22 protein-coding genes and 1 tRNA gene are annotated in these 18,327 nt (G+C 73.9%); 13 read left to right on the forward strand and 10 right to left on the reverse strand.

The genetic code is table 11. From position 1 onward, the window contains the following. Positions 1-70: 70 nt before the first annotated feature. From VGN74_RS00360 to VGN74_RS00380, 5 genes are all read right to left on the reverse strand, one after another. Positions 71-1,366, reverse strand: coding sequence for a sugar MFS transporter (locus VGN74_RS00360; RefSeq protein WP_327445375.1), 1,296 nt, complete (start codon positions 1,364-1,366; stop codon positions 71-73). Positions 1,367-1,556: 190 nt separating this feature from the next. Next, positions 1,557-2,273: an ABC transporter ATP-binding protein gene (locus tag VGN74_RS00365; protein WP_327445376.1), complete on the reverse strand. Its 717-nt coding sequence runs from the start codon at positions 2,271-2,273 to the stop codon at positions 1,557-1,559. Continuing rightward, entirely contained in the window at positions 2,270-3,265 is a 996-nt protein-coding gene (locus tag VGN74_RS00370) for an iron ABC transporter permease (protein ID WP_327445377.1), read from the reverse strand. The genes VGN74_RS00365 and VGN74_RS00370 overlap by 4 nt, the downstream gene beginning before the upstream one ends. Further along, positions 3,262-4,233, reverse strand: a complete 972-nt coding sequence (locus tag VGN74_RS00375; protein WP_327445378.1) for a hypothetical protein — start codon at positions 4,231-4,233, stop codon at positions 3,262-3,264. The genes VGN74_RS00370 and VGN74_RS00375 overlap by 4 nt, the downstream gene beginning before the upstream one ends. Before the next feature lie 9 nt (positions 4,234-4,242). Further along, positions 4,243-5,379: a zinc-dependent alcohol dehydrogenase family protein gene (locus VGN74_RS00380; RefSeq protein ID WP_327445379.1), complete on the reverse strand. Its 1,137-nt coding sequence runs from the start codon at positions 5,377-5,379 to the stop codon at positions 4,243-4,245. 59 nt (positions 5,380-5,438) lie between these two features. Between VGN74_RS00380 and VGN74_RS00385 the strand changes: the two genes are divergently transcribed. The 3 genes from VGN74_RS00385 (at position 5,439) to VGN74_RS00395 (ending at position 6,711) form a co-directional block, all read left to right on the forward strand. Continuing rightward, positions 5,439-5,906, forward strand: coding sequence for a thioesterase family protein (locus VGN74_RS00385; RefSeq protein WP_327445380.1), 468 nt, complete (start codon positions 5,439-5,441; stop codon positions 5,904-5,906). A 13-nt stretch (positions 5,907-5,919) separates the two neighbouring features. Continuing rightward, positions 5,920-6,300, forward strand: a complete 381-nt coding sequence (locus tag VGN74_RS00390) for a hypothetical protein (protein WP_327445381.1) — start codon at positions 5,920-5,922, stop codon at positions 6,298-6,300. A gap of 63 nt (positions 6,301-6,363) precedes the next feature. Continuing rightward, entirely contained in the window at positions 6,364-6,711 is a 348-nt protein-coding gene (locus VGN74_RS00395; protein WP_327445382.1) for an ArsC family reductase, read from the forward strand. 6 nt (positions 6,712-6,717) lie between these two features. Here VGN74_RS00395 and VGN74_RS00400 read toward each other — a convergent pair whose 3' ends face one another. Together VGN74_RS00400 and VGN74_RS00405 are read right to left on the reverse strand one after the other, a co-directional pair. Continuing rightward, positions 6,718-7,014: a UrcA family protein gene (locus VGN74_RS00400; protein ID WP_327445383.1), complete on the reverse strand. Its 297-nt coding sequence runs from the start codon at positions 7,012-7,014 to the stop codon at positions 6,718-6,720. Positions 7,015-7,120: 106 nt separating this feature from the next. After that, complete coding sequence (locus VGN74_RS00405; protein ID WP_327445384.1) at positions 7,121-7,921, reverse strand: endonuclease/exonuclease/phosphatase family protein; 801 nt, start codon at positions 7,919-7,921, stop codon at positions 7,121-7,123. Between the two features lie 167 nt (positions 7,922-8,088). Here VGN74_RS00405 and VGN74_RS00410 point away from each other — a divergent pair, with 167 nt between their 5' ends. From VGN74_RS00410 to der, 7 genes are all read left to right on the forward strand, one after another. After that, positions 8,089-8,475 (forward strand): DUF6249 domain-containing protein, encoded by a 387-nt coding sequence (locus VGN74_RS00410; RefSeq protein ID WP_327445385.1) that lies wholly within the window; start codon positions 8,089-8,091, stop codon positions 8,473-8,475. A gap of 28 nt (positions 8,476-8,503) precedes the next feature. Next, on the forward strand, positions 8,504-9,058 hold the full coding sequence (locus VGN74_RS00415) for an RNA polymerase sigma factor (protein ID WP_327445386.1): 555 nt from the start codon (positions 8,504-8,506) through the stop codon (positions 9,056-9,058). Continuing rightward, positions 9,048-9,479, forward strand: a complete 432-nt coding sequence (locus VGN74_RS00420; protein ID WP_327445387.1) for a hypothetical protein — start codon at positions 9,048-9,050, stop codon at positions 9,477-9,479. The genes VGN74_RS00415 and VGN74_RS00420 overlap by 11 nt, the downstream gene beginning before the upstream one ends. 78 nt (positions 9,480-9,557) lie before the next feature. Continuing rightward, a complete protein-coding gene (panB, locus tag VGN74_RS00425; protein ID WP_327445388.1) occupies positions 9,558-10,400 on the forward strand; it encodes a 3-methyl-2-oxobutanoate hydroxymethyltransferase in 843 nt (280 codons plus the stop codon). Between the two features lie 99 nt (positions 10,401-10,499). Further along, a complete protein-coding gene (locus VGN74_RS00430; protein ID WP_327445389.1) occupies positions 10,500-11,252 on the forward strand; it encodes a tetratricopeptide repeat protein in 753 nt (250 codons plus the stop codon). 38 nt (positions 11,253-11,290) lie between these two features. Then, on the forward strand, positions 11,291-12,682 hold the full coding sequence (locus VGN74_RS00435) for a PQQ-binding-like beta-propeller repeat protein (RefSeq protein WP_327445390.1): 1,392 nt from the start codon (positions 11,291-11,293) through the stop codon (positions 12,680-12,682). Positions 12,683-12,700: 18 nt separating this feature from the next. After that, complete coding sequence (gene der, locus VGN74_RS00440) at positions 12,701-14,341, forward strand: ribosome biogenesis GTPase Der (protein WP_327445391.1); 1,641 nt, start codon at positions 12,701-12,703, stop codon at positions 14,339-14,341. A 3-nt stretch (positions 14,342-14,344) separates the two neighbouring features. On the opposite strand, the gene gluQRS is transcribed toward der, so the two are convergent. Further along, positions 14,345-15,187: a tRNA glutamyl-Q(34) synthetase GluQRS gene (gene gluQRS / locus VGN74_RS00445; protein ID WP_327445392.1), complete on the reverse strand. Its 843-nt coding sequence runs from the start codon at positions 15,185-15,187 to the stop codon at positions 14,345-14,347. Positions 15,188-15,533: 346 nt separating this feature from the next. On the opposite strand from gluQRS, the gene VGN74_RS00450 reads away from it, so the two are divergent. Then, positions 15,534-16,172: a DNA-3-methyladenine glycosylase 2 family protein gene (locus VGN74_RS00450; protein WP_327445393.1), complete on the forward strand. Its 639-nt coding sequence runs from the start codon at positions 15,534-15,536 to the stop codon at positions 16,170-16,172. Positions 16,173-16,211: 39 nt separating this feature from the next. After that, positions 16,212-16,484 (forward strand): energy transducer TonB, encoded by a 273-nt coding sequence (locus VGN74_RS00455; protein ID WP_327445394.1) that lies wholly within the window; start codon positions 16,212-16,214, stop codon positions 16,482-16,484. A 19-nt stretch (positions 16,485-16,503) separates the two neighbouring features. On the opposite strand, the gene VGN74_RS00460 is transcribed toward VGN74_RS00455, so the two are convergent. Then, positions 16,504-16,576, reverse strand: a tRNA-Ile gene (locus tag VGN74_RS00460). A 184-nt stretch (positions 16,577-16,760) separates the two neighbouring features. Here VGN74_RS00460 and VGN74_RS00465 point away from each other — a divergent pair. Then, positions 16,761-17,498, forward strand: coding sequence for an SIMPL domain-containing protein (locus VGN74_RS00465; protein ID WP_327445395.1), 738 nt, complete (start codon positions 16,761-16,763; stop codon positions 17,496-17,498). A gap of 393 nt (positions 17,499-17,891) precedes the next feature. On the opposite strand, the gene panD is transcribed toward VGN74_RS00465, so the two are convergent. Further along, on the reverse strand, positions 17,892-18,248 hold the full coding sequence (gene panD / locus VGN74_RS00470; RefSeq protein WP_327445396.1) for an aspartate 1-decarboxylase: 357 nt from the start codon (positions 18,246-18,248) through the stop codon (positions 17,892-17,894). Positions 18,249-18,327 lie beyond the last annotated feature (79 nt).

The following is an 18,327-nucleotide window of genomic DNA, read 5'->3' on the forward strand; positions in this document are numbered from 1 at the left end:
CTCCACCCTCCTTCGCCCTGCGGGCTCCGGACGGTCCCCCTCCCCCTCTGCGAGGGGGAGGAGATTTGAGCTAGTGCCCGCCAGCGACCGCCCCGGCCTCGTGCCGCGCCTTGCTGCGGGCGGCGGCGACGGCGAACAGGGTGAGGACGGCGTAGCCGGCCAGCGGCACATAGAAGACCGGGTTCAGGGTTGCCGAGGCGTCGGCGACCATGCCCCCGAGGATCGGCAGCACGGCGCCGCCGACGATGGCGGTGCACAGCAGGCCCGAGGTGGCCGAGGCCGGGGCTCCCGAGCGCTCCAGCGTCAGGGTGAAGATGGTCGGGAACATGATCGAGTTGAAGAAGCCGATGCCGATGGCGGCGTAAGCGGCCGTCTCGCCGGAGGTCTGGGTGACGACGAGGCAGAGGGCGGCGGCGATGGCGGTGTTGACCGTCAGCAGCACCCCGGCGCGGACCCGGGTCATCAGGATCGCGCCGATGAAGCGGCCGACCATGGCCCCGCCCCAGTAGAGGCTGACCATGCGCCCGGCGTCGACCTCCGCAAGGCCGAGGATGGACGGGCTGGCGAGGAAGTTGGTCAGCAGGCCGCCGATGGTCACTTCCGACCCGACGTAGACGAAGATGGCCAGGGCCCCGAACAGGGCCCAGGGCGAGGTGAAGGCCTTGAGCGGCGAGGCCATGCCGCTGTCGCCGCCGGCGGCTGCGGCGGCGGCGTTGATCTTCTTGCGGGCGGTGAAGATGAACACCGCCACGACGGCGAACACCGCGCCGAGGCCGAGGAAGGCCAGGTCGATGCTGCGCAGGGACTCGGCGCGGGTCGAGGCGGTGACCACGGCCCCGGCGGCGAATACCCCGCCGGTCAGCAGCACGGTCGACCCCAGCCACGGGCCCAGCGTGGTGCCGAGCGAGTTGAAGAACTGCGAGAAGTTGAGCCGGGCGTGGGCCGTCTTCGGGGCGCCCAGGGCGGCCACCAGCGGGTTGGCGGCCACCTGCAGCAGGGTCACCCCCGAGGCGATGATGAACAGGGACAGCAGCACCCCGGGATACCAGTCGACGATGGTCGCCACCGGCACCAGCAGGCAGCCCAGCACCATCACCGTCAGGGCGGCGATGATCGCGCGGCTGTAGCCCAGCCGGCCCAGCAGGGCGGCGGCGGGCACCGAGACCACGGCGTAGGCGATGAACCAGGCCGAGGCGGTCAGGGTGGCCTCGGCGAAGCTGAGGTCGAACACCTTGCGCACCGCAGCGATCAGCGGATCGATCAGCGAGGTGGCGAAGCCCCAGGCGAAGAAGAGGGTGGTGACATAGGCGAAGGCGAGGCCGGAGCCCTTGACGGGGGGCGGCGGCGCGGCGGTGGCTTGGGTCATGAAGGGTCCTGCGCCGGGCGACCCGGCGGTGCTGCGGTTCCTGGGATGACGTCGGCCGTCCGGCTTTGCCGGTCCTGAGGGGCCGCGGGTTCGCTCGTTACGGTCGCCCCCGAGGGGTGCGACCGGTCGACGCGGGTGTGTTGGCCGGACGTTGGCCCGAAGCGGCACGGGCGCGCAATGAATTTCGGTTTCAGCCGTGCGGGCGACCGCAGGTCGGACAGGGGGCGAGGGCGGCGCCGTAGAGGGCGGCGAGCGCCCTCGGGATCAGAATCTGCGACGGCGGACCGGCCTGCGGCGAGGACGTCAGCAGCAGCGCCTGATCCTGCCGCGCCGCCAGCGCGAGGTCGTGGGTGGCGATGACGACCACGGCCCCCTCAAGGGCGAGGGCGTCCAGCGCGTCGGCGACGCGAGCGGCGTGGGCCGGGTCGAGGGTGGCGGTCGGCTCGTCGGCCAGCACCAGGGCGCCGCCCTGGGCGACCGTGCGGGCGATCAGCACGAGCTGGCGCTGGCCGGACGACAACCGGTCGAATGGCCGGTCGGCGAGGTTGGCGACGCCCAGACGCGCGAGCGCCGCATCGGCGGCGTCGAGGTCGGCGGCGGACAAGCCCGGCTGGAACAGGGCCGCGGCGCCGCGATGGCCGAGGCGGCCCAGCGCCACCATGTGGCGGACCGGGAAGGCGGCCTCGACCTCGCCCGGCGGCGGCAGCAGGGCGGCCGGGCGCGGGGCCGAGAGCGCGCCGCCGACGGCGGGCTGCAGCCCGGCGAGGGTGCGCAGCAGGGTCGACTTGCCGGCGCCGTTGGGCCCGAGCACGGCCAGCCGCTGACCGGCCGGCAGCGCGAGATCGAGCGGGCCGAGACGGAACGCCCCGCGGCCGACGATCAGACCCTCGGCGCGCAGGCCGCTCATGGCCGCCGCCCCGCGCCGGAGAGGAACAGGGCGAGGAAGGCCGGGGCGCCGATCAGGGCGGTGAGCAGGCCGACCGGGATCTCGGCCGGCCCGAAGGCGCGGGCCAGCTGGCCGACGATGAGGGCGAGGGCGGCGCCGAGCAGGGCGCTCATCGGCAGCAGACGGACGGCGGTCTCCCCCACGAGCAGCCGGGCGGCGTGGGGGGCCAGCAGGCCGATCCAGCCGACCAGACCGCTGATCGACACCACGGCCGAGGTGGCGAGGGCGGCGGCGGCCAGGGCGATGAGGCGCAGCGTCCGCGCCGGCAGGCCGAGCGCCCGGGCCTGGTCCTCGCCCAGGGCCAGGGCGTCGAGCCGCGGTCCCAGCGCGAGCAGCACGGTCCCGGCGAGGGCGGTCAGGGCGCCGGCGGCGAGCGCTTCGGGGAGGCTGGCGCGCGAGAAGGCCCCGAGCAGCCACCAGGTCAGGGTCGGCAGCTCGGCATAGGGATCGGCGATGATCAGGGCGACGCCCAGCAGGGCGGCGGCCAGCGCCCCGACCACCACGCCGCACAGGATCAGGGCCAGGCGCGGGTCGGCGCCGCGCACGGCGGCGGCGACGGCCAGCGCCAGCGCGCCGGCGGAGATCCCGCCGAGGAAGGCCGCACCCTGCACCGCCCAGGGGGCGAGCCCGGTCAGCAGGGCGAGGGCGGCTCCGGCCGCGGCGCCGGAGGAGACGCCGAGCAGATCCGGCGAGGCCAGCGGATTGCGGAACAGCCCCTGCAGCGTGGCCCCCGCCAGCGCCAGCCCGGCCCCGACGACCAGGGCGGTCAGCACCGCCGGCAGGCGCAGCGACAGCGCCAGCTGCGCCGTGGCGTCGCCGCCGCCGAACGCTGCGCCCAGCAGGGCGATCGGGGATGCGGGCAGCGGGCCGAGCGTCAGGGCGCCCAGCGCCAGGCCGGCGACGGCGACCAGCGCGACGATGGGAGCGGCGGCCGACCTCAGTGCGCCGCTCACGCGAGGACCCGGGGCAGCAGGCCGAGCATCTCCTGCGGCGTCGGACGGCGGTGGTAGAGGCGCTCGTGCAGCCCCGCCACGGTCGCCGCCAGGGCAGGGTCGGGCGGGCCGAGCGGGTCGCGGGACGCCAGCCAGGCGAGACCGATCAGGCGGTTCACCGAGGGCGGCCGGTCGATCCAGCCGAACGGCCGCGAGGCCAGCACGACGATGCGGCGGGGCGCGCCTGATCGCCGTTGGCGCCAGAGGGGCTGGCCGGCCGCCGCGGCGGCGAAGCCGGCGTCCTGGGTGACGATCACCTCCGGGTCCCAGGCGGCGAGCTGCTCGGCCGTGACGCGGCCCAGTCCCGTTCCGCCGACGGCGACATTGGTCCAGCCGGCGGTTTCCAGCGCCTCGACCGCGAGGGCGCCGGGGAAGGCGGTCTCCAGCCCGTCGCCGCTGCGGGCGAGGTAGAAGGACGGGCCCCCGTCGCGTGGCAGGGCTCCCAGCAGCCGTTCGGCGTCGCCGGCGCGGGCCTCGCCCACCGCTTCGACGCCAAGGAGGCGGCTCGCCTCGCGGAGGGCCTCCGGCATCATCGTCAGCCGGCCGTCGATCAGCTGGTAGGGGGCGCCGAGGGCGGCGCGGGCGCGGCCGGCGAGCGCCTGGCTATCCGTGTCGACATCGCCGTAGTCGAGGGCGAGGGCCGGCGCGAGCGCCGCCGCCGCCTCCAGGTCGATCGGGCGGCCGCCGGAGGCGAGGGCCCCGACCTCCGGCCGGTCGGCGAGGGGGGAGAGCAGGGCCAGCGCCCCGGGCCCGGGCCGGCGCGGCCAGCCGATCAGTCGCTCGGGGGCGAGGGCGAAGATCAGCAGGGCGGCCGGCTGGCCGGCGGCCAGCACCCCGCCTGCCGGAACGGGCGTCGCGCGCCGCTCACAGGCGGCGAGGGCGGCCGGGGCGGCGACAGCACTGGCGATGAGGGCCCGGCGGGAGAGCATTCGGGGGTCCTAGCCGTCGGCCCCGATCCGCACCACCTGGCGGACGGCGCGGCCCTCCGCCAGCGTGTCGAAGGCGGCGTTGAGGTCCTCCAGTCCGATCACGCCGGACACCAGTCGGTCGACCGGCAGCCGACCCTCGCGGAACAGGCGGATGTAGCGGGGGATGTCGCGGGAGGGGACGCAGGTCCCGATGTAGCTGCCCTTGAGGGTGCGCTCCTCGGCCACCAGCGAGACGATGTTGACCGGCAGGGCCGCGTCGGGCGGCGGCAGGCCGGCGGTGACGGTCAGGCCGCCGCGCCGGGTCATGCGCCAGGCCGCCTCCAGCGCCCGGGCCGAGCCGGCCATCTCGATCGCGACCTCGGCCCCGCCGCCGGTCAGGGCGCGGACCTGCTCGACCGCGTCCGGGGCGGCCGCGTCCACGGTCTGCACCGGACCGAGGGTGCGGGCCAGCGCCAGCTTCTCGGGGGACAGGTCGACGGCGACCACCGGGCTGGCCCCGGCGGCCAACGCGCCCAGCACCGAGGCGAGGCCGACCCCGCCGAGACCGACCACCACCACGCTCTGGCCCGGCCGCGCCGCGGCGGTGTTGACCACGGCGCCCACGCCGGTGAGCACGGCGCAGCCGAACAGGGCGGCGTGTTCGAACGGCAGGTCCGGCTCGACCCGCACCAGCGAGCGGCGGGACACCACGGCGTGCTCGGCGAAGACCGAGCAGCCGAGGTGGTGGTGCACCGGGGCGCCGCCGCGGCTCAGCCGCCGGCCGCCGGCCAGCAGCTCGCCGGCGCCATTGGCCTTCGCTCCGGGCTCGCACAACGCCGGCCGACCCTCGGCGCAGGGCGAACAGGTCCCGCACGAGGGCATGAAGACGGTGACCACATGGTCGCCGACAGCGAGGTCCTCGACGCCGGGCCCCAGCGCCTCGACTACGCCGGCGGCCTCATGGCCCAGCGCCATGGGGACCGGTCGCGGCCGGTCGCCGTTGATGACCGACAGGTCGGAATGGCACAGCCCCGCGGCGCGCACGGCGATGCGCACCTCGTCCCGGCCCGGCGGGTCGAGCTCGACCTCGGCGAGGGTCAGCGGGCGGCTGTCGGCGTAGGGGCGGGCCGCCCCCATGGCGGTCAGGACGGCGGCGCGGGTCTTCATGCGCCCACCCTAGGCTGCTGACGCGACGTCGGCCAAGATGCGGCGCAGCGGAGGCGTGGATGAGCGAGACGACAGGCGCCACGATTGGGGCGAGACCGGCGCGGGCCCGGCGGGCGGACTATCGGGTGTTCACGCCGCTGGACACCCGCTGGGGCGACAACGACGTCTACGGCCACGTCAACAATGTGGTCTACTACGCCCTGTTCGACACGGCGGTGAACCGCCTGCTGATCGCGGCCGGGGTGCTGGACATCGCCGCCGGGCCGGTGATCGGGCTGGTGGTCGAGACCGGCTGCCGCTTCCACGCCTCGCTGGCCTTCCCCGACCGGGTCACGGCCGGGGTGCGGGTCGCCCGGGTCGGCAACAGCAGCGTGCGCTACGAGATCGGCCTGTTCCGCGAGGACGAGGACGAGGCGGCGGCCGAGGGCCTGTTCGTCCACGTCTATGTCGACCGCGCGACGCGGCGGCCGACGCCCCTGCCGGGGCCGCTGAGGGCGGTGGTCGAGGGGTGGGGCCCCGCGGATTGAAGGAGGACCGGGCATGGCCTGGCTGGGCTGGATCCTGTGCGGCGCCTATCTGGTCGCCGCGGCCATCATGGGCGTGCGGGCGGAGCGGCGGCTGGCGCATCGGCCGCGCTTGCCCATGCAGTGGGGCCTCGACGGGCGACCGACGTGGACTGCGCCGCGGCGGCTGGCGCTGGTGATTGTGCCCGTCCTGTCCGGGGCCGGCCTGTTCGTCAGCGCGGCGATGCTGGTCGTCCGCCCGGACGGGGCCAATGTGCCGGAGGCGGTCATCCCGGGGCTGCTGGGGCTGATGGCGATGGTGGGCCTGGGCGTCTACGCCGGCTTCCTGTGGGGCGCCGGACGGTGGGACGCCGCCGCCGGAGCGCCGGACGCCGACGATCCGCCCCCGCGCGACTGAGCCGGGGGGCTTGCCTGACGCGGCGCGGACGGTCATTGCGGCCGCCTGCGACGGAGCCCTCCCATGATCACCCTCTACGGCATCCCCAACTGCGACACGGTGAAGAAGGCGCGCGCCTGGCTGACGGCGGAGGGCGTGGCACATCGGTTTCATGATCACCGGGCCGACGGGCTGGACCCGGTCCAGCTGCGCGCATGGGTCGAGGAGCTGGGCTGGGAGACGGTGCTGAACCGGGCCGGGACCACCTTCCGCAAGCTGCCCGAGGCGGACCGGACCGGGCTGGACGCCGACCGGGCCGTGGCGCTGATGCTGGCCCAGCCGGGCATGATCAAGCGGCCGATCCTCGACCTGGGCGACCGCCGGCTGATCGGGTTCAGGCCCGAGGCCTGGGCGGCCGCCCTGGGGCGCTAGCCGGGGTCAGCGGCGGGCGGTCCGGACGTCGGCGCGGACCGGCTCCGGCAGATGCGCCTCGACGAAGCGGCGCACGGCGTCGCGGCAGAAGGCCTGCTGGCCCAGGCCCGGCCCGACGCGCGACGAGGCGCGGCAGTAGTCCGAGACGGCGGCGTCGATGCGGCGGGCGAGTTCCTCACCCCGCGCAGCTCCGGCCGGCAGGTCGGCGGTGGAGATGCGGATGGCGTCGCGTGGCGCCTCGGCAGGCGGGGCGACGGGGGCGGCGGACAGGGTGGCCAGAACGGCCAGGGCGGCGATCATCATGGTCGGTCTCCGTTGCTCGGGGTGAACCCGTTGACGAAGACAGGAGCCGCGGCGGGCGCCCGGCAGATGCGCGGCGCCCGGTTAAATTCCCTTCATTACCCGAGGGTTAGGATGTGAGCGAAAGTCGGGCGACGACGGCGAAGTGATCCGACGGCAGGCGCGGGGTAAAGCCGGTGTCGCCGGTCACGGCGGCGGTCTCCACACGGAAACCCTCGCCGACGAAGATGTGGTCGATGACCCGCGACTCATGACCGTCGGCCGGATTCAGGGTGGTGGCCGCCGCCCCGCGGGGCAGGGCGCTGGCGAAGCGCGAGGTCAGGGGGGCGAGGCCCGGATCGTCGAGCTCGGCGTTGAAGTCGCCCATGATCAGCCGCGGTCCGGCGGGCGGCCCCAGCCATTCCAGCAGGTGCTCCGTCTGCCGCGCGCGGATGGCCGCGCCCTCGCGCGTGTGGTGCAGGTGGGTGTTGACCACCTCGACCGGCCGGCCGTCGACGTCGATCATCGCCCGCAGGGCGGTGCGGAAGTCGTCGCGCGGGTCCAGCAGGATCTGGTCCGAGGACAGGATCGGCCGCCGGCTGAGGATGGCGTTGCCGTAGCGGCGCGGGGCCCCGGCCGCGTCGGTGGAGCTGAACAGCACCTGGTAGCCGCCGAGCGCCTCGGCGAGGGACTCGGCCTGGTTGACCAGACCGGTGGCGGCGTCCTGAAGCACCTCCTGCAGGCCGATGACATCGGCGTCGAGGCGGGACAGGGTCTCGGCCACCATGGGTCCGCGCAGGGCCCAGTCGCCGCGGTCGTGCCAGATGTTGAAGGTGGCCACCGTCAGCTCGGGGCCGGTCTGCGCCCGGACGAGGCCGGGAACGGCGGCGGCGGCGGCGAACGCCGAGAGCAGGCTGCGGCGGTCTATCATGGGCGCACCTCGATACACGGAACTGGTGCGACGGCCGGTCCGTCGCATTACCAAGGTTTCATGCAGCGGCCTGCATCCGCAAGCCCGGCTCACGGCCTCTTGTCGTCGAAGGGGCCCGGCGCGAGGCTGGGCCCCACGTGAGACCCACGAGAAAGGGAGTCGGGGCCATGGATGAGCTTGTTCCGATCTTTGGAATGTTCGCCGTGTTCGGATCGCTGGTGGCGATTGTCATCGGCCCGGGGCTGATCAAGGCGCGCGAGCGGCGCGAGGTGCAGGTCACGGTACGGGCCGCGCTGGACAAGGGCCAGCCGCTGCCGCCGGAAGTGATCGAGACCCTGACCCGCGACATCGCCCAGAACCTGTCGTCGCGGACGAAGGACCTGCGCCGCGGGGTGCTGACCCTGGCGGCGGCGGCGGGGATCGCGCTGCTCGGCTACGCCATCGGCATGGAGGCCGGCGAGGCCGTCTATCCGATGCTGGGGCTCGCCGCGGTGCCGGCCATGATCGGCCTGGCCTTCATCGTCCTGAGCTTCTTCAACCCGAACCGCGACTAAGCCCGGTTTCGGGGGGAGGACGATCGCCATGGCCCGGGCCCTGACGCCCCTGCATGATGTCGAGCTGGTCGCCCTGGCGGCCGGCGGCGACCGCGCCGCCTTCGGCGAGCTGGTGCGCCGTCACGCCTCGGCGGTGCGGATCACCCTGCGCCGCATGGGGGCCCAGCCGGCGCTCGCCGACGACGTGGCGCAAGACGCCTTCCTGCAGGCGTTCGAGCGCTGCGCCGAGTTCCGCGGCGAAGGCGCCTTCGTCGGCTGGGTCAAGCGCATCGCGGCGCGGCTCTACCTCAAGCGCCTCCGCTACAACGCCCGCTATGTGGCCGAGCTGGAGGGCGAGCCCGAACCGGAAACGGGGGGCGTCGACGCCGGCGGCCGCATGGACCTGGACGAGGCGTTGAAGGCTCTGCCGGAGGCGGAGCGGCTGTGCGTGTCCCTGTGCCACGGCGCGGGCCTGACGCACGCCGAGATCGCCACCACCCTGGGGCTTCCATTGGGCACGGTGAAATCTCATGTCAAACGTGGTCTGGATCGACTTCGCGCCCGGCTGGAGCCGCACCCGGAAGGAGCACGTCATGTCCGCTGACGAGTTCGACCCCCGCATCGAGCGGCTGTTCGCCGAGACCCCGCGTCTGCCCGACGCCGAGCTGTTTCATGCAGAGATGCAGGCGCGGCTGGCGCGCGGCGGCCGGGTCCGCGCCGGGGTTCTGACGGTCGCCGGGGCGCTGGGCGGGCTTGTCGCCGTGCGCGAGCTGGCCGGGATCAACCTGCGCTTCAACGCCGGCAGCGCCAGCCTGCAGGCCGGGGCCGCGTCGGAGGGCGGGCTGACGGCCCTGGCCGGCCGGGCCGGAGTGGAGACGGCGCGGGCGCTGGATCAGGCGGGTCTCGGGGGCTTTCTGGGCGACGCCGCGGCCGGCGGCCTCGGCGGGGCGTCGGTCTTCATCGTCGCCGGCCTGGCCATTTCCCTGCTGGCGGTGGCGGCGATGCGGCTGCTCCAGGAGGCCTGACTCCGGGGGGCGAACCCAAAGGCCGGGGTGACGGGCCCCGGCCCGAGCGCCTATGCTGGGGCTCAAGGAGTGTCGCCCATGTCCAGCCAGAAGCAGGAAACCGTCCGCCGACTCGCCGCGCCGGACATCCGCGCCCGCAAGTCGAGCCGCGGCCAGGGCGAGGCGATCGTCTGCCTGACGGCCTATGACGCGCCGACCGCCGAGGTGCTGGACGCCCACTGCGACCTGCTGCTGGTCGGCGACAGCGTCGGCATGGTGGTGCACGGCCTGCCCAACACCGTCGGCGTCACCCTGGAGATGATGATCCTGCACGGCCAGGCGGTGATGCGCGGCGCCCGCCGGGCCATGGTGGTCGTCGACATGCCGTTCGGCTCCTACGAGGGCGGTCGCGAAATCGCCTACGAGAACTGCGCCCGGGTGATGAAGGAGACCGGCGCCCAGGCGGTGAAGCTGGAAAGCGGCCCGACCGTGCCGGAGACCATCGCCTATCTGGTTCAGCGCGGCATTCCGGTGATGGGCCACGTCGGCCTGCGGCCCCAGGCGGTGCTGACCGACGGCGCCTTCAAGGCCAAGGGACGCACGGACGCCGAGCGGCTGCGGGTGCTGGCCGAGGCCGAGGCCACCGCCGACGCCGGGGCCTTCGCCGTGGTGGTCGAGGGCGTCGCCGAGGGGCTGGCGCGCGAGATCACCGAGGCGATCGACGCCCCGACCGTCGGCATCGGCGCCTCCGCCGCCTGCGACGGCCAGATCCTCGTCACCCCCGACATGCTGGGCCTGTTCGACTGGACGCCGAAGTTCGTGCGCCGCTACGGGACCCAGCGCGCCGACATCGACCGGGCCGTCGCGGCCTATGCCGCCGACGTGCGCGCCCGCCGTTTTCCTGCCGAAGTCGAGACCTACTTCTCGAAGAACACCGCCTGATCGAGCGGAAGACCGCAACGCACGCGTTGCGGGGCGGCGGGCGAGCCACTAGGGTCGCGCGACTTTCAGGCTGACTGCGTATCTGGGGCGACGACATCCGTGACTGACGTCTTCGAAGAGGTCGAGGAGGAGCTGCGCTCCGAACGCTGGCAACGGCTGGCGCGGCGCTGGGGCCCGGTGATCGGCGCAGTGCTGCTGGTCTGCCTGATCGCCGCCCTCGGCTACTGGGGCTGGGACAGCTGGCGCACCCGCCAGGCCGAAGCGGCCTCGGTGGACTATGATCGCGGCGTCCAGGCCCTGCAGCAGGGCGACCTCGCTGCGGCCGAGAGCGCCTTCAACGCCGCCGCCGACCGCGGCGGGGCCTATCGCGCCCTGGCGCTGAACCAGCGCGCCGGCATCGCCCTGCAGTCGAACCGCGTCGAGGACGCGGTGGCCCTGCTCGATGACGCCGCCAGGGCTTCCGGCGATCCGATCCTGCGCGACATGGCCGCCCTGAAGGCCGCCTATCTGGTGCTCGACACGGCGCCGCTCGAGGATCTGACCGAGCGGCTGGAGCCGCTGGCCGAGGATGGCCGTCCCTACGTCGCCTATGCCCGCGAGGCGCTGGCCCTGGCCCGGGTGCAGCACAACCAGCTGCCGGCGGCGCGCGAGACCTTCGTGCTGCTGTCGCTCGGTCAGGACGTCCCCGACAGCGTGCGTCAGCGCGCCCAGGCCGCCATCCAGGCGATCGATTCGGGCACGGCCTCGGCCATTCCGGCGATCGTCGCGGCCGCGTCTGCGGCGCCGAGCCCCGCCGCCCCGGCGCCTGCCGCCGCGGACGCCCCCGTTCCCGCCCCGGCGCCTGCCGGGTGATTCCGTCGCGTGACCCAACGAGAGCCGATCGCATGACGATGTCCCGTTCCCTGACGGCCGACCGCGCCCTCAAGATCGCCCTGGTGTGCGGCGTGGCCCTGAGCCTCGCGGCCTGCGGCACGGTGCGGCGCGCCCTGCCGTTCGGTCTTGGCGGCGACGACGGCCCGACGGCCACCGCTTCGGAAGGCCAGCGCGTTTCCGTGCTGGAGTTCGAGCAGCAGCTGGCCCCGTCGGCGGCGCTGGCCGGCCGCGACTTCTTCCTGCCCGGGCCGGTGGCCGCGACCAGCTGGAGCCAGCCGGGCCGCAACGCCGAGAACAACGTCGAACACGTCATCGCGGCGCCGGAGTTCACCATCGCCTGGCGCGCCGACATCGGCGCCGGCTCGTCCCGGCCGCGCCAGCTGATGGCCCCGCCGGTCGCTGACGGCGGCCGCATCTACACCCTCGACGCCGACCGCACCGTGCGCGCCACCGACGAGACCGGCCGCACCGTCTGGCGCACCGACATCCGACCGGAAGGCCGTGAGGACGGCGGCTTCGGCGGCGGCGTGGCGGTCAGCGGCGGCCGCGTGTTCGTGGCCTCGGGCCACCGGGTGGTCACGGCGCTGGACGCCGCCACCGGCGCCCAGGTCTGGCAGACCCGGGTCGACGTGCCGGTGCATGGCGCTCCGACCGTGGCCGGCGGCCGGGTCTTTGTCGTCGACATCGACAACCTGCTCTACGCCTTCGACGCCCAGAGCGGGCAGCAGGTCTGGACCTATCGCGGCATCCCCGAGCCGGCGCGCATCATGCGGGCCTCGAGCCCGGCGGTGCTGGCCGATACGGTGATCGCGCCGTTCGCCTCGGGCGAGGTTGTGGCCCTGCGCGCCAACAATGGCCAGCCGGTGTGGTCCGAGGTGCTGTCGCGCACCAGCCGCACGAGCGCCCTGTCGGAGATCCGCGACATCGCCGGCCGTCCGGTGATCAGCCGCGGCACGGTCTTCGCCGTCAGCCACTCGGGCGTCATCGCCGCCATGGACCAGCGCAGCGGCACGCGCCGCTGGGAGCTGCCGATCGCCGGGGTCAACGCCCCGCTGCCGGTCGGCGACGTGGTCTATGTCGTGTCCAAGTCCGGCGAACTGACCGTGGTCAACCGCGAGTCGGGTCAGGTCTACTGGACCCGCGACCTCAACGAGGGCCGGACCCGCCAGCAGGGCGGCTTCCTCGGCTTCGGCGACCGCACCGTGCGGCCGCAGTGGACCGGCCCGATCCTGGCGTCCAACCGTCTGGTTCTGGCCAATTCGTTCGGCGATCTGGTCGCCCTCGACCCCAAGACCGGGGCCGAGACGGCGGCGCTGCGCATTGGCGCGCCGGTCTATGCTTCTCCCATCGCCTACAACGGCCGTCTCTACGTCGTCACCGACGCGGGTCAGCTGGTGGCCATCAGCTGACGCCCGGGGTGGACTGACATGGCCGTCAAGGTCGCCATCGTCGGTCGCCCCAATGTGGGCAAGTCGACCCTGTTCAACCGGCTGGTCGGCAAGCGGCTGGCGCTGGTCGACGACCGCCCGGGGGTGACGCGCGACCGGCGCTACGCCGAGGGGCAGCTCGGCGATCTGGCCCTGACCCTGATCGACACCGCCGGCTACGAGGACGTCACCGACGAGAGCCTCGAGGCGCGCATGCGCGCCCAGACCGAGGCGGCCATCGACGACGCCGACCTGATCCTGTTCATGGTCGACGCCCGCGAGGGGGTCACGCCGCTGGACCGGATCTTCGCTGACCGGCTGCGCAAGATCGAGACGCCGGTGGTGCTGCTGGCCAACAAGTCCGAGAGCCGCGAGTCCGGCGGCGGCGTGGGCGAGGCCCACAGTTTGGGTTTTGGCGAGCCGGTGGCCATCTCGGCCGAGCACGGCGAGGGCATGGCCGACCTCTACGCCGCCGTCGTCGCCGCCATCGGCGACATGGAGGCCGAGGCCGCCGAGGAGGCGGACAAGCCGATCCGCATCGCCGTGATCGGCCGCCCCAACGCCGGCAAGTCGACCCTGATCAACCGCCTGCTGGGCGAGGACCGGCTGCTGACCGGGCCCGAGGCCGGCATCACCCGCGACTCCATCTCGGTCGACTGGACCTGGGAGGGCCGGGCCATCCGCCTGGTCGACACCGCCGGGCTGCGGCGCAAGGCGCGGGTGCAGGAGAAGCTGGAGAAGCTGTCGGTCGCCGACACCCTGCGCGCCATCACCTTCGCCGAGGTCGTGATCCTGGTGATGGACCGGGACAACGCCTTCGACACCCAGGACCTGCAGCTGGCCGATCTGGTCGAGCGCGAGGGCCGGGCGCTGGTCTATGCCATCGCCAAATGGGACCTCGAGGACGAGCCGCAGGCGCGGCTGACCGCGCTCAAGGCCGAGGCCGAGCGCACCCTGCCGCAACTGAAGGGCGCGCCCTTCGTGGCCCTGTCGGCCTTCTCCGGCCGCGGCGTCGAGCGGCTGATGCCGGCGGTGATCCAGGCGCACGATACCTGGTCGGCCAAGGTCAAGACGCGCGACCTCAACGACTGGCTGGCCATGGCGGTGCAGCGGCACCCGCCGCCTGCCGTCGACGGCAGGCGGGTCAAGCCCAAGTATGTGGCCCAGACCAAGGCCCGGCCGCCGACCTTCGTCATGTTCGCCAGCCGCGCCGCGGCCATGCCGGACCACTACAAGCGCTATCTGGTCAACGGCATCCGCGAGAGCTTCGACCTGTGGGGCACGCCGATCCGCCTGACCGTCAAGGCGGGGGCCAACCCCTATGCCGAGGGCGGCGAGAAGGCCGGGCTGGTGCGCGCCCGCGCGGCGCGGCCGGTCTATCCGACAGCGAAGAAGGTCAAGGCGCCGAAGGAAGAGAAGGCCCCGGGCCTGCCCGGCAAGGCGCTGCAGGCGAAAGCCGAGGCGGCGGCGAAGCCGAAGCCGGCCCCCAAGGTGCGGGTCAAGCCGCTGGCCGGGCTCAAGGCCAGCGCCTCCAAGAAGGCCGGGACCTCGGCGGTGCTGGGCAAGCGCGCCCGCGGCGGGGCCCGCCAGGTCTCGCGCTCCGGCCGCGTCCGCACCGGCGCGCCGAAGGGCAAGCGCTAGGGCTCAGCCGAACAGCTCCTGCCGCAGGTCGGCGGGGGTGGCGCCGCGGTCGCGCAGGGCGGCGAGGGTCTCGGCCCTGTCGCGCTTGGACAGCCGCTTGCCGTCCGGGGCCAGCAGCAGGCGGTGGTGGCGGTAGACCGGGGTGGGCAGGTCCAGCAGCGCCTGCAGCACCCGCTGCGCCGAGGTGGTCTCGACCAGATCGACGCCGCGGATGATGTGGCTGACGCCCTGGGCCGCGTCGTCCACCACCGAGGCGATGACATAGCCGGCGCCGATGTCCTTGCGCCCCAGCACCATGTCGCCCAGCGCCTGCGGCCGGGCGATGTGGCGGCCGGCGTCTTCGCCCTCCTCGATCCAGTCCAGATGCGCGAAGCCGCCGAGGCGGGCGGCGGCGGCCGACAGCGACAGGCGCCAGGCGAAGGGCTGGCCCGCGGCCAGCCGCGCCGCCTCCCCGGCCGGATCGAGCGGGCCGCCGGCGAAGGCCGCGGCGTCGTGCGGGTCGCCGGCCTGGGGCGCCACCCCGGCCAGGGCCATCAGCTCCTTGCGGGTGCGGAAGCAGCGGTAGAGGACGCCCATCTCGCGCAGGCGGTCCAGCGCCGCGTCATAGTCCGGGCGGTGCTCCGACTGCCGCCGCACCGGCCCGTCCCAGCTCAGGCCCAGCCAGGTCAGATCCTCGAGGATGGCCGCCTCGAACTCCGGGCGGCAGCGGGTGAAGTCGGTGTCCTCGATGCGCAGCAGGAAGCGACCGCCCGCCGCCCGCGCCGCATCATGCGCCAGCATGGCCGAGAAGGCGTGGCCCTTGTGCAGGCCGCCGGTCGGCGACGGCGCGAAGCGGGTGACGAACATGGGGGGAGTGTAGCGGATAGGATTCAAGGGATCACAGCGGGCACAGCGAAGGCACAGAGGACACAGCGAGGTCGCGGCGCTGCGCGGGGCGGGCTTCGCCCGCGAGCCTGAAGCTCGAAAGCCCTCCCCCTCGATGGGGGAGGGTTGGGTGGGGCTGGGCCCGCCACGGGAGCAGGGAGAGCGCGAGCGGCGCTCCCCGCCTCCCGCACCCTTCCGGCCCAGCCCGCGCTCCCACCCCCATCCCCGACCCTTCCCCCATCGAGGGGGAAGGGAGAGATGCGCGCTTTCCGGACGCCCGCCTCCCGCCGCTCTTCCCTTGCGGATGGGGCCGGGCATAGTCCGCGTCATGCCCGCCGCCCCCACCCCCGCCGCCCTCTCCGCCGCCCGCGAGGCGCTGGCCGCCGCCGATCCGGCGCTGGCGCGGGCCCACGCGGCCCTGCCGCCGTTCGAGTGGCGGCTGCGGCCGGGAGGCTTCGAGGGGCTGTTTCGCATGATCGTCGAGCAGCAGGTGTCGGTGGCGGCGGCGGCCTCGATCTGGCGCCGGGTCGGGGCGGGGCTGGGGGAGGTGACGCCGGAGCGGCTGCTGGCCCATGACGCGGAGACCCTCAGGACCTTCGGCCTGTCGGGGCAGAAGGCGCGCTACGGCCGCGAGATCGCCCTGGCCCAGGTCGAGGGGCGCATCGACCTCAACGCCCTGGCGCATCTGGACGACGACGCGGCGGTGCAGGCCCTGACCGCCATCAAGGGCGTCGGCCGCTGGACCGCCGAGACCTATCTGATGTTCTGCGAGGGGCGCACGGACGTGTTCCCCGGCGGCGACGTGGCCCTTCAGGCGGCCATGGGCTGGCTGGACCGGCTGGAGGTGCGGCCGACCGAGAAGGCCGCCTATGTCCGCGCCGAGGCCTGGCGCCCCCACCGCGGCGTCGCCGCCCACCTGCTGTGGGCCTGGTACGGCGCGGTGAAGCGGGGCGAGGCGGCGGCGTAGTTGATCGATCGGGCCGACCCCTTGGGGTAGGCTGGAGGCATGAAATGTCTGGTCCTGCCTTGGGCGGCTCTCCTGGCCGTCGGCTGCGCGTCCGCAGCCGGCCCGACCTATGAAGTTGTTGTCGAAACGACCGTCGAGGCCGATGGAACATCGCGCGACTGCCGGATTGTCAGCCAGGACGGCGGCGGCGAGGCGGTGGCGCAGCTTGCGCTCGAGGCCTGTGCGCTGTTCCGGTTCGAACCGCAGGTGCGCGATGGGGCGCCCATCGCCGGCGCAAGGGTGCGGGCCCCGATCCGAATCCGCCCCGAGTGACCGTAATCAGCGCGCGGCGTAGGCCCGGCAGGACTCGAACCTGCAACCAGACCGTTATGAGCGGTCGGCTCTAACCATTGAGCTACGGGCCCGCGCGCAGGCGGACGGCTGGCCTAGCAGGGTCGCGCGCGGTGGAAAAGCGGCGTGGGTGATCCGGATGTCATGCAGATGAACGGAACCTGCCGACGGGGGGCTTGCGTTCATTCAGCCGGCCGGAGCCAGTGTCCGGCTGTCGACCGGCGCGATCGCCGGTTCCCGCCTTCAGGAGACGCCCGCATGTCCCGTTCCGTTGTCGCCGCCGCCCTCGGCGCCGCCCTGCTCGCCACTGTCGCCGCCGCCCCGGCCGTGGCCCAGGTCCAGCCCGCGCACATGATGCAGCCCTCGCCGTCGCTGAACCTGTCGGCGACCGGCGAGGTCAAGCTGGTCCCGGACATGGCCACCCTGACCTTCGGCGTGGTGACCGAGGCAGCCAGCGCCGCCGAGGCCATGCAGCTGAACGCCCGGCGCATGACCGAGGTCAGCGCCGCCCTGCGCCGCGCCGGCATCGCCGAGCGCGACATCCAGACCGCCGGGCTGAACCTGTCGGCCCAGTACGACTATGTGCAGAACGAGGCCCCGCGTCTGCGCGGCTACCAGGCGTCGAACCGGGTGACGGTGATCGTGCGCGACCTCGAGCGCACCGGCCAGGTGGCGGACGCCGTGGTCGCCGCCGGGGTCAACCAGATCGACGGCGTCAGCTTCGGCCTGCAGGATCCGTCGGCGGCCGAGGACCAGGCGCGCCGTCTGGCGGTGCGGGCGCTGCAGGCGAAGGCCGCGCTCTACGCCGAGGCGCTGGGTGTCCGACTGGGCGGGATCCGCAGCCTGAGCGAGGGCGGCGGCTATGCGCCCCAGCCGCCGATGCCGATGTTCCGCATGTCGGCTGTGGCGGAAGGCATGGACGCCTCGACCCCCGTGTCGGGCGGCGAGCTGACCGTCCGGGTGGACATCACCGGGGTCTACGATCTGGAGCGGTGAGGGCGTTTCTCTCCTCCCCCATGAAGGGGGGGAGAGCGCCGCGCCGGGCAAGGGATCCCAGCGGCCACAGCGAGGTCACGGCGTGCGGGACCAAAGCCCTCCCCCTCGAGGGGGGAGGGTTTGGGTGGGGGTGAAGGCACGGGGTTGTGTAGAAACGCGCAGGAGGCGGGACCGCCTCGGGGGCCTCCTCGGTCGATCGCGGCGCACACACCCCCATCCCCGGCCCTTCCCCCCTTGAGGGGGAAGGGAGAGAGGCGCGGCGACCGTGAAGCCGTTGCGTCCTGTATGGCTTGGCTGCGTTCGTTGGCGGGGGCGCCCGGTCAGCCGCGCCACCCCCACCCGGCTTCGGCCTTCGGCCTCGGCCACCCTCCCCCTGAAGGGAAGGGAGAGGGCTTACGCCGCGCGCTTGATCTCGTTGCGGTCGTCGAGGAGGACGACGGTCGGGTTGTAGTTGCGGGCCTCTTCCTGCGGCAGCTGGCCGTAGGTGACGATGATGACGCGGTCGTTCTTCTGCACGAGGCGGGCGGCGGCGCCGTTGACGCCGATCACGCGCGAGCCGCGCGGGGCCTCGATGGCGTAGGTGGTGAAGCGGGCGCCGGTCGTGATGTTGAGCACATCGACCTGCTCGTGCGGCAGGATGTCGGCGGCGTCCAGCAGGTCGCGGTCGATGGCGATCGAGCCCTCGTAGTCGAGGTCCGCCTGGGTCACCACGGCGCGGTGCAGCTTGGACTTCATCAGGGTGACCAGCATGGGCGGTCTCCGGAACTGGAGCGGGGCGGGGCCCCGCGATGCCGCGCATATAGGGATTTCGGCCCCGGCCATCAATCGT

It is taken from the genome of Brevundimonas sp., assembly GCF_035998205.1.
In the GTDB taxonomy this organism is placed as follows: domain Bacteria; phylum Pseudomonadota; class Alphaproteobacteria; order Caulobacterales; family Caulobacteraceae; genus Brevundimonas.

Bases quoted from the DNA above. Each gene is read 5' to 3' on its own strand.
- panB (WP_327445388.1), top strand. From the start codon at position 9,558: ATGTCCAGCCAGAAGCAGGAAACCGTCCGCCGACTCGCCGCGCCGGAC.
- VGN74_RS00385 (WP_327445380.1), top strand. From the start codon at position 5,439: ATGAGCGAGACGACAGGCGCCACGATTGGGGCGAGACCGGCGCGGGCC.
- VGN74_RS00360 (WP_327445375.1), bottom strand. From the start codon at position 1,366: ATGACCCAAGCCACCGCCGCGCCGCCGCCCCCCGTCAAGGGCTCCGGC.
- VGN74_RS00420 (WP_327445387.1), top strand. From the start codon at position 9,048: ATGTCCGCTGACGAGTTCGACCCCCGCATCGAGCGGCTGTTCGCCGAG.
- VGN74_RS00390 (WP_327445381.1), top strand. From the start codon at position 5,920: ATGGCCTGGCTGGGCTGGATCCTGTGCGGCGCCTATCTGGTCGCCGCG.
- VGN74_RS00365 (WP_327445376.1), bottom strand. From the start codon at position 2,273: ATGAGCGGCCTGCGCGCCGAGGGTCTGATCGTCGGCCGCGGGGCGTTC.
- der (WP_327445391.1), top strand. From the start codon at position 12,701: ATGGCCGTCAAGGTCGCCATCGTCGGTCGCCCCAATGTGGGCAAGTCG.
- VGN74_RS00395 (WP_327445382.1), top strand. From the start codon at position 6,364: ATGATCACCCTCTACGGCATCCCCAACTGCGACACGGTGAAGAAGGCG.
- VGN74_RS00455 (WP_327445394.1), top strand. From the start codon at position 16,212: ATGAAATGTCTGGTCCTGCCTTGGGCGGCTCTCCTGGCCGTCGGCTGC.
- VGN74_RS00435 (WP_327445390.1), top strand. From the start codon at position 11,291: ATGTCCCGTTCCCTGACGGCCGACCGCGCCCTCAAGATCGCCCTGGTG.
- panD (WP_327445396.1), bottom strand. From the start codon at position 18,248: ATGCTGGTCACCCTGATGAAGTCCAAGCTGCACCGCGCCGTGGTGACC.
- VGN74_RS00450 (WP_327445393.1), top strand. From the start codon at position 15,534: ATGCCCGCCGCCCCCACCCCCGCCGCCCTCTCCGCCGCCCGCGAGGCG.
- VGN74_RS00405 (WP_327445384.1), bottom strand. From the start codon at position 7,921: ATGATAGACCGCCGCAGCCTGCTCTCGGCGTTCGCCGCCGCCGCCGCC.
- VGN74_RS00410 (WP_327445385.1), top strand. From the start codon at position 8,089: ATGGATGAGCTTGTTCCGATCTTTGGAATGTTCGCCGTGTTCGGATCG.
- VGN74_RS00400 (WP_327445383.1), bottom strand. From the start codon at position 7,014: ATGATGATCGCCGCCCTGGCCGTTCTGGCCACCCTGTCCGCCGCCCCC.
- VGN74_RS00375 (WP_327445378.1), bottom strand. From the start codon at position 4,233: ATGCTCTCCCGCCGGGCCCTCATCGCCAGTGCTGTCGCCGCCCCGGCC.
- VGN74_RS00465 (WP_327445395.1), top strand. From the start codon at position 16,761: ATGTCCCGTTCCGTTGTCGCCGCCGCCCTCGGCGCCGCCCTGCTCGCC.
- VGN74_RS00380 (WP_327445379.1), bottom strand. From the start codon at position 5,379: ATGAAGACCCGCGCCGCCGTCCTGACCGCCATGGGGGCGGCCCGCCCC.
- gluQRS (WP_327445392.1), bottom strand. From the start codon at position 15,187: ATGTTCGTCACCCGCTTCGCGCCGTCGCCGACCGGCGGCCTGCACAAG.
- VGN74_RS00415 (WP_327445386.1), top strand. From the start codon at position 8,504: ATGGCCCGGGCCCTGACGCCCCTGCATGATGTCGAGCTGGTCGCCCTG.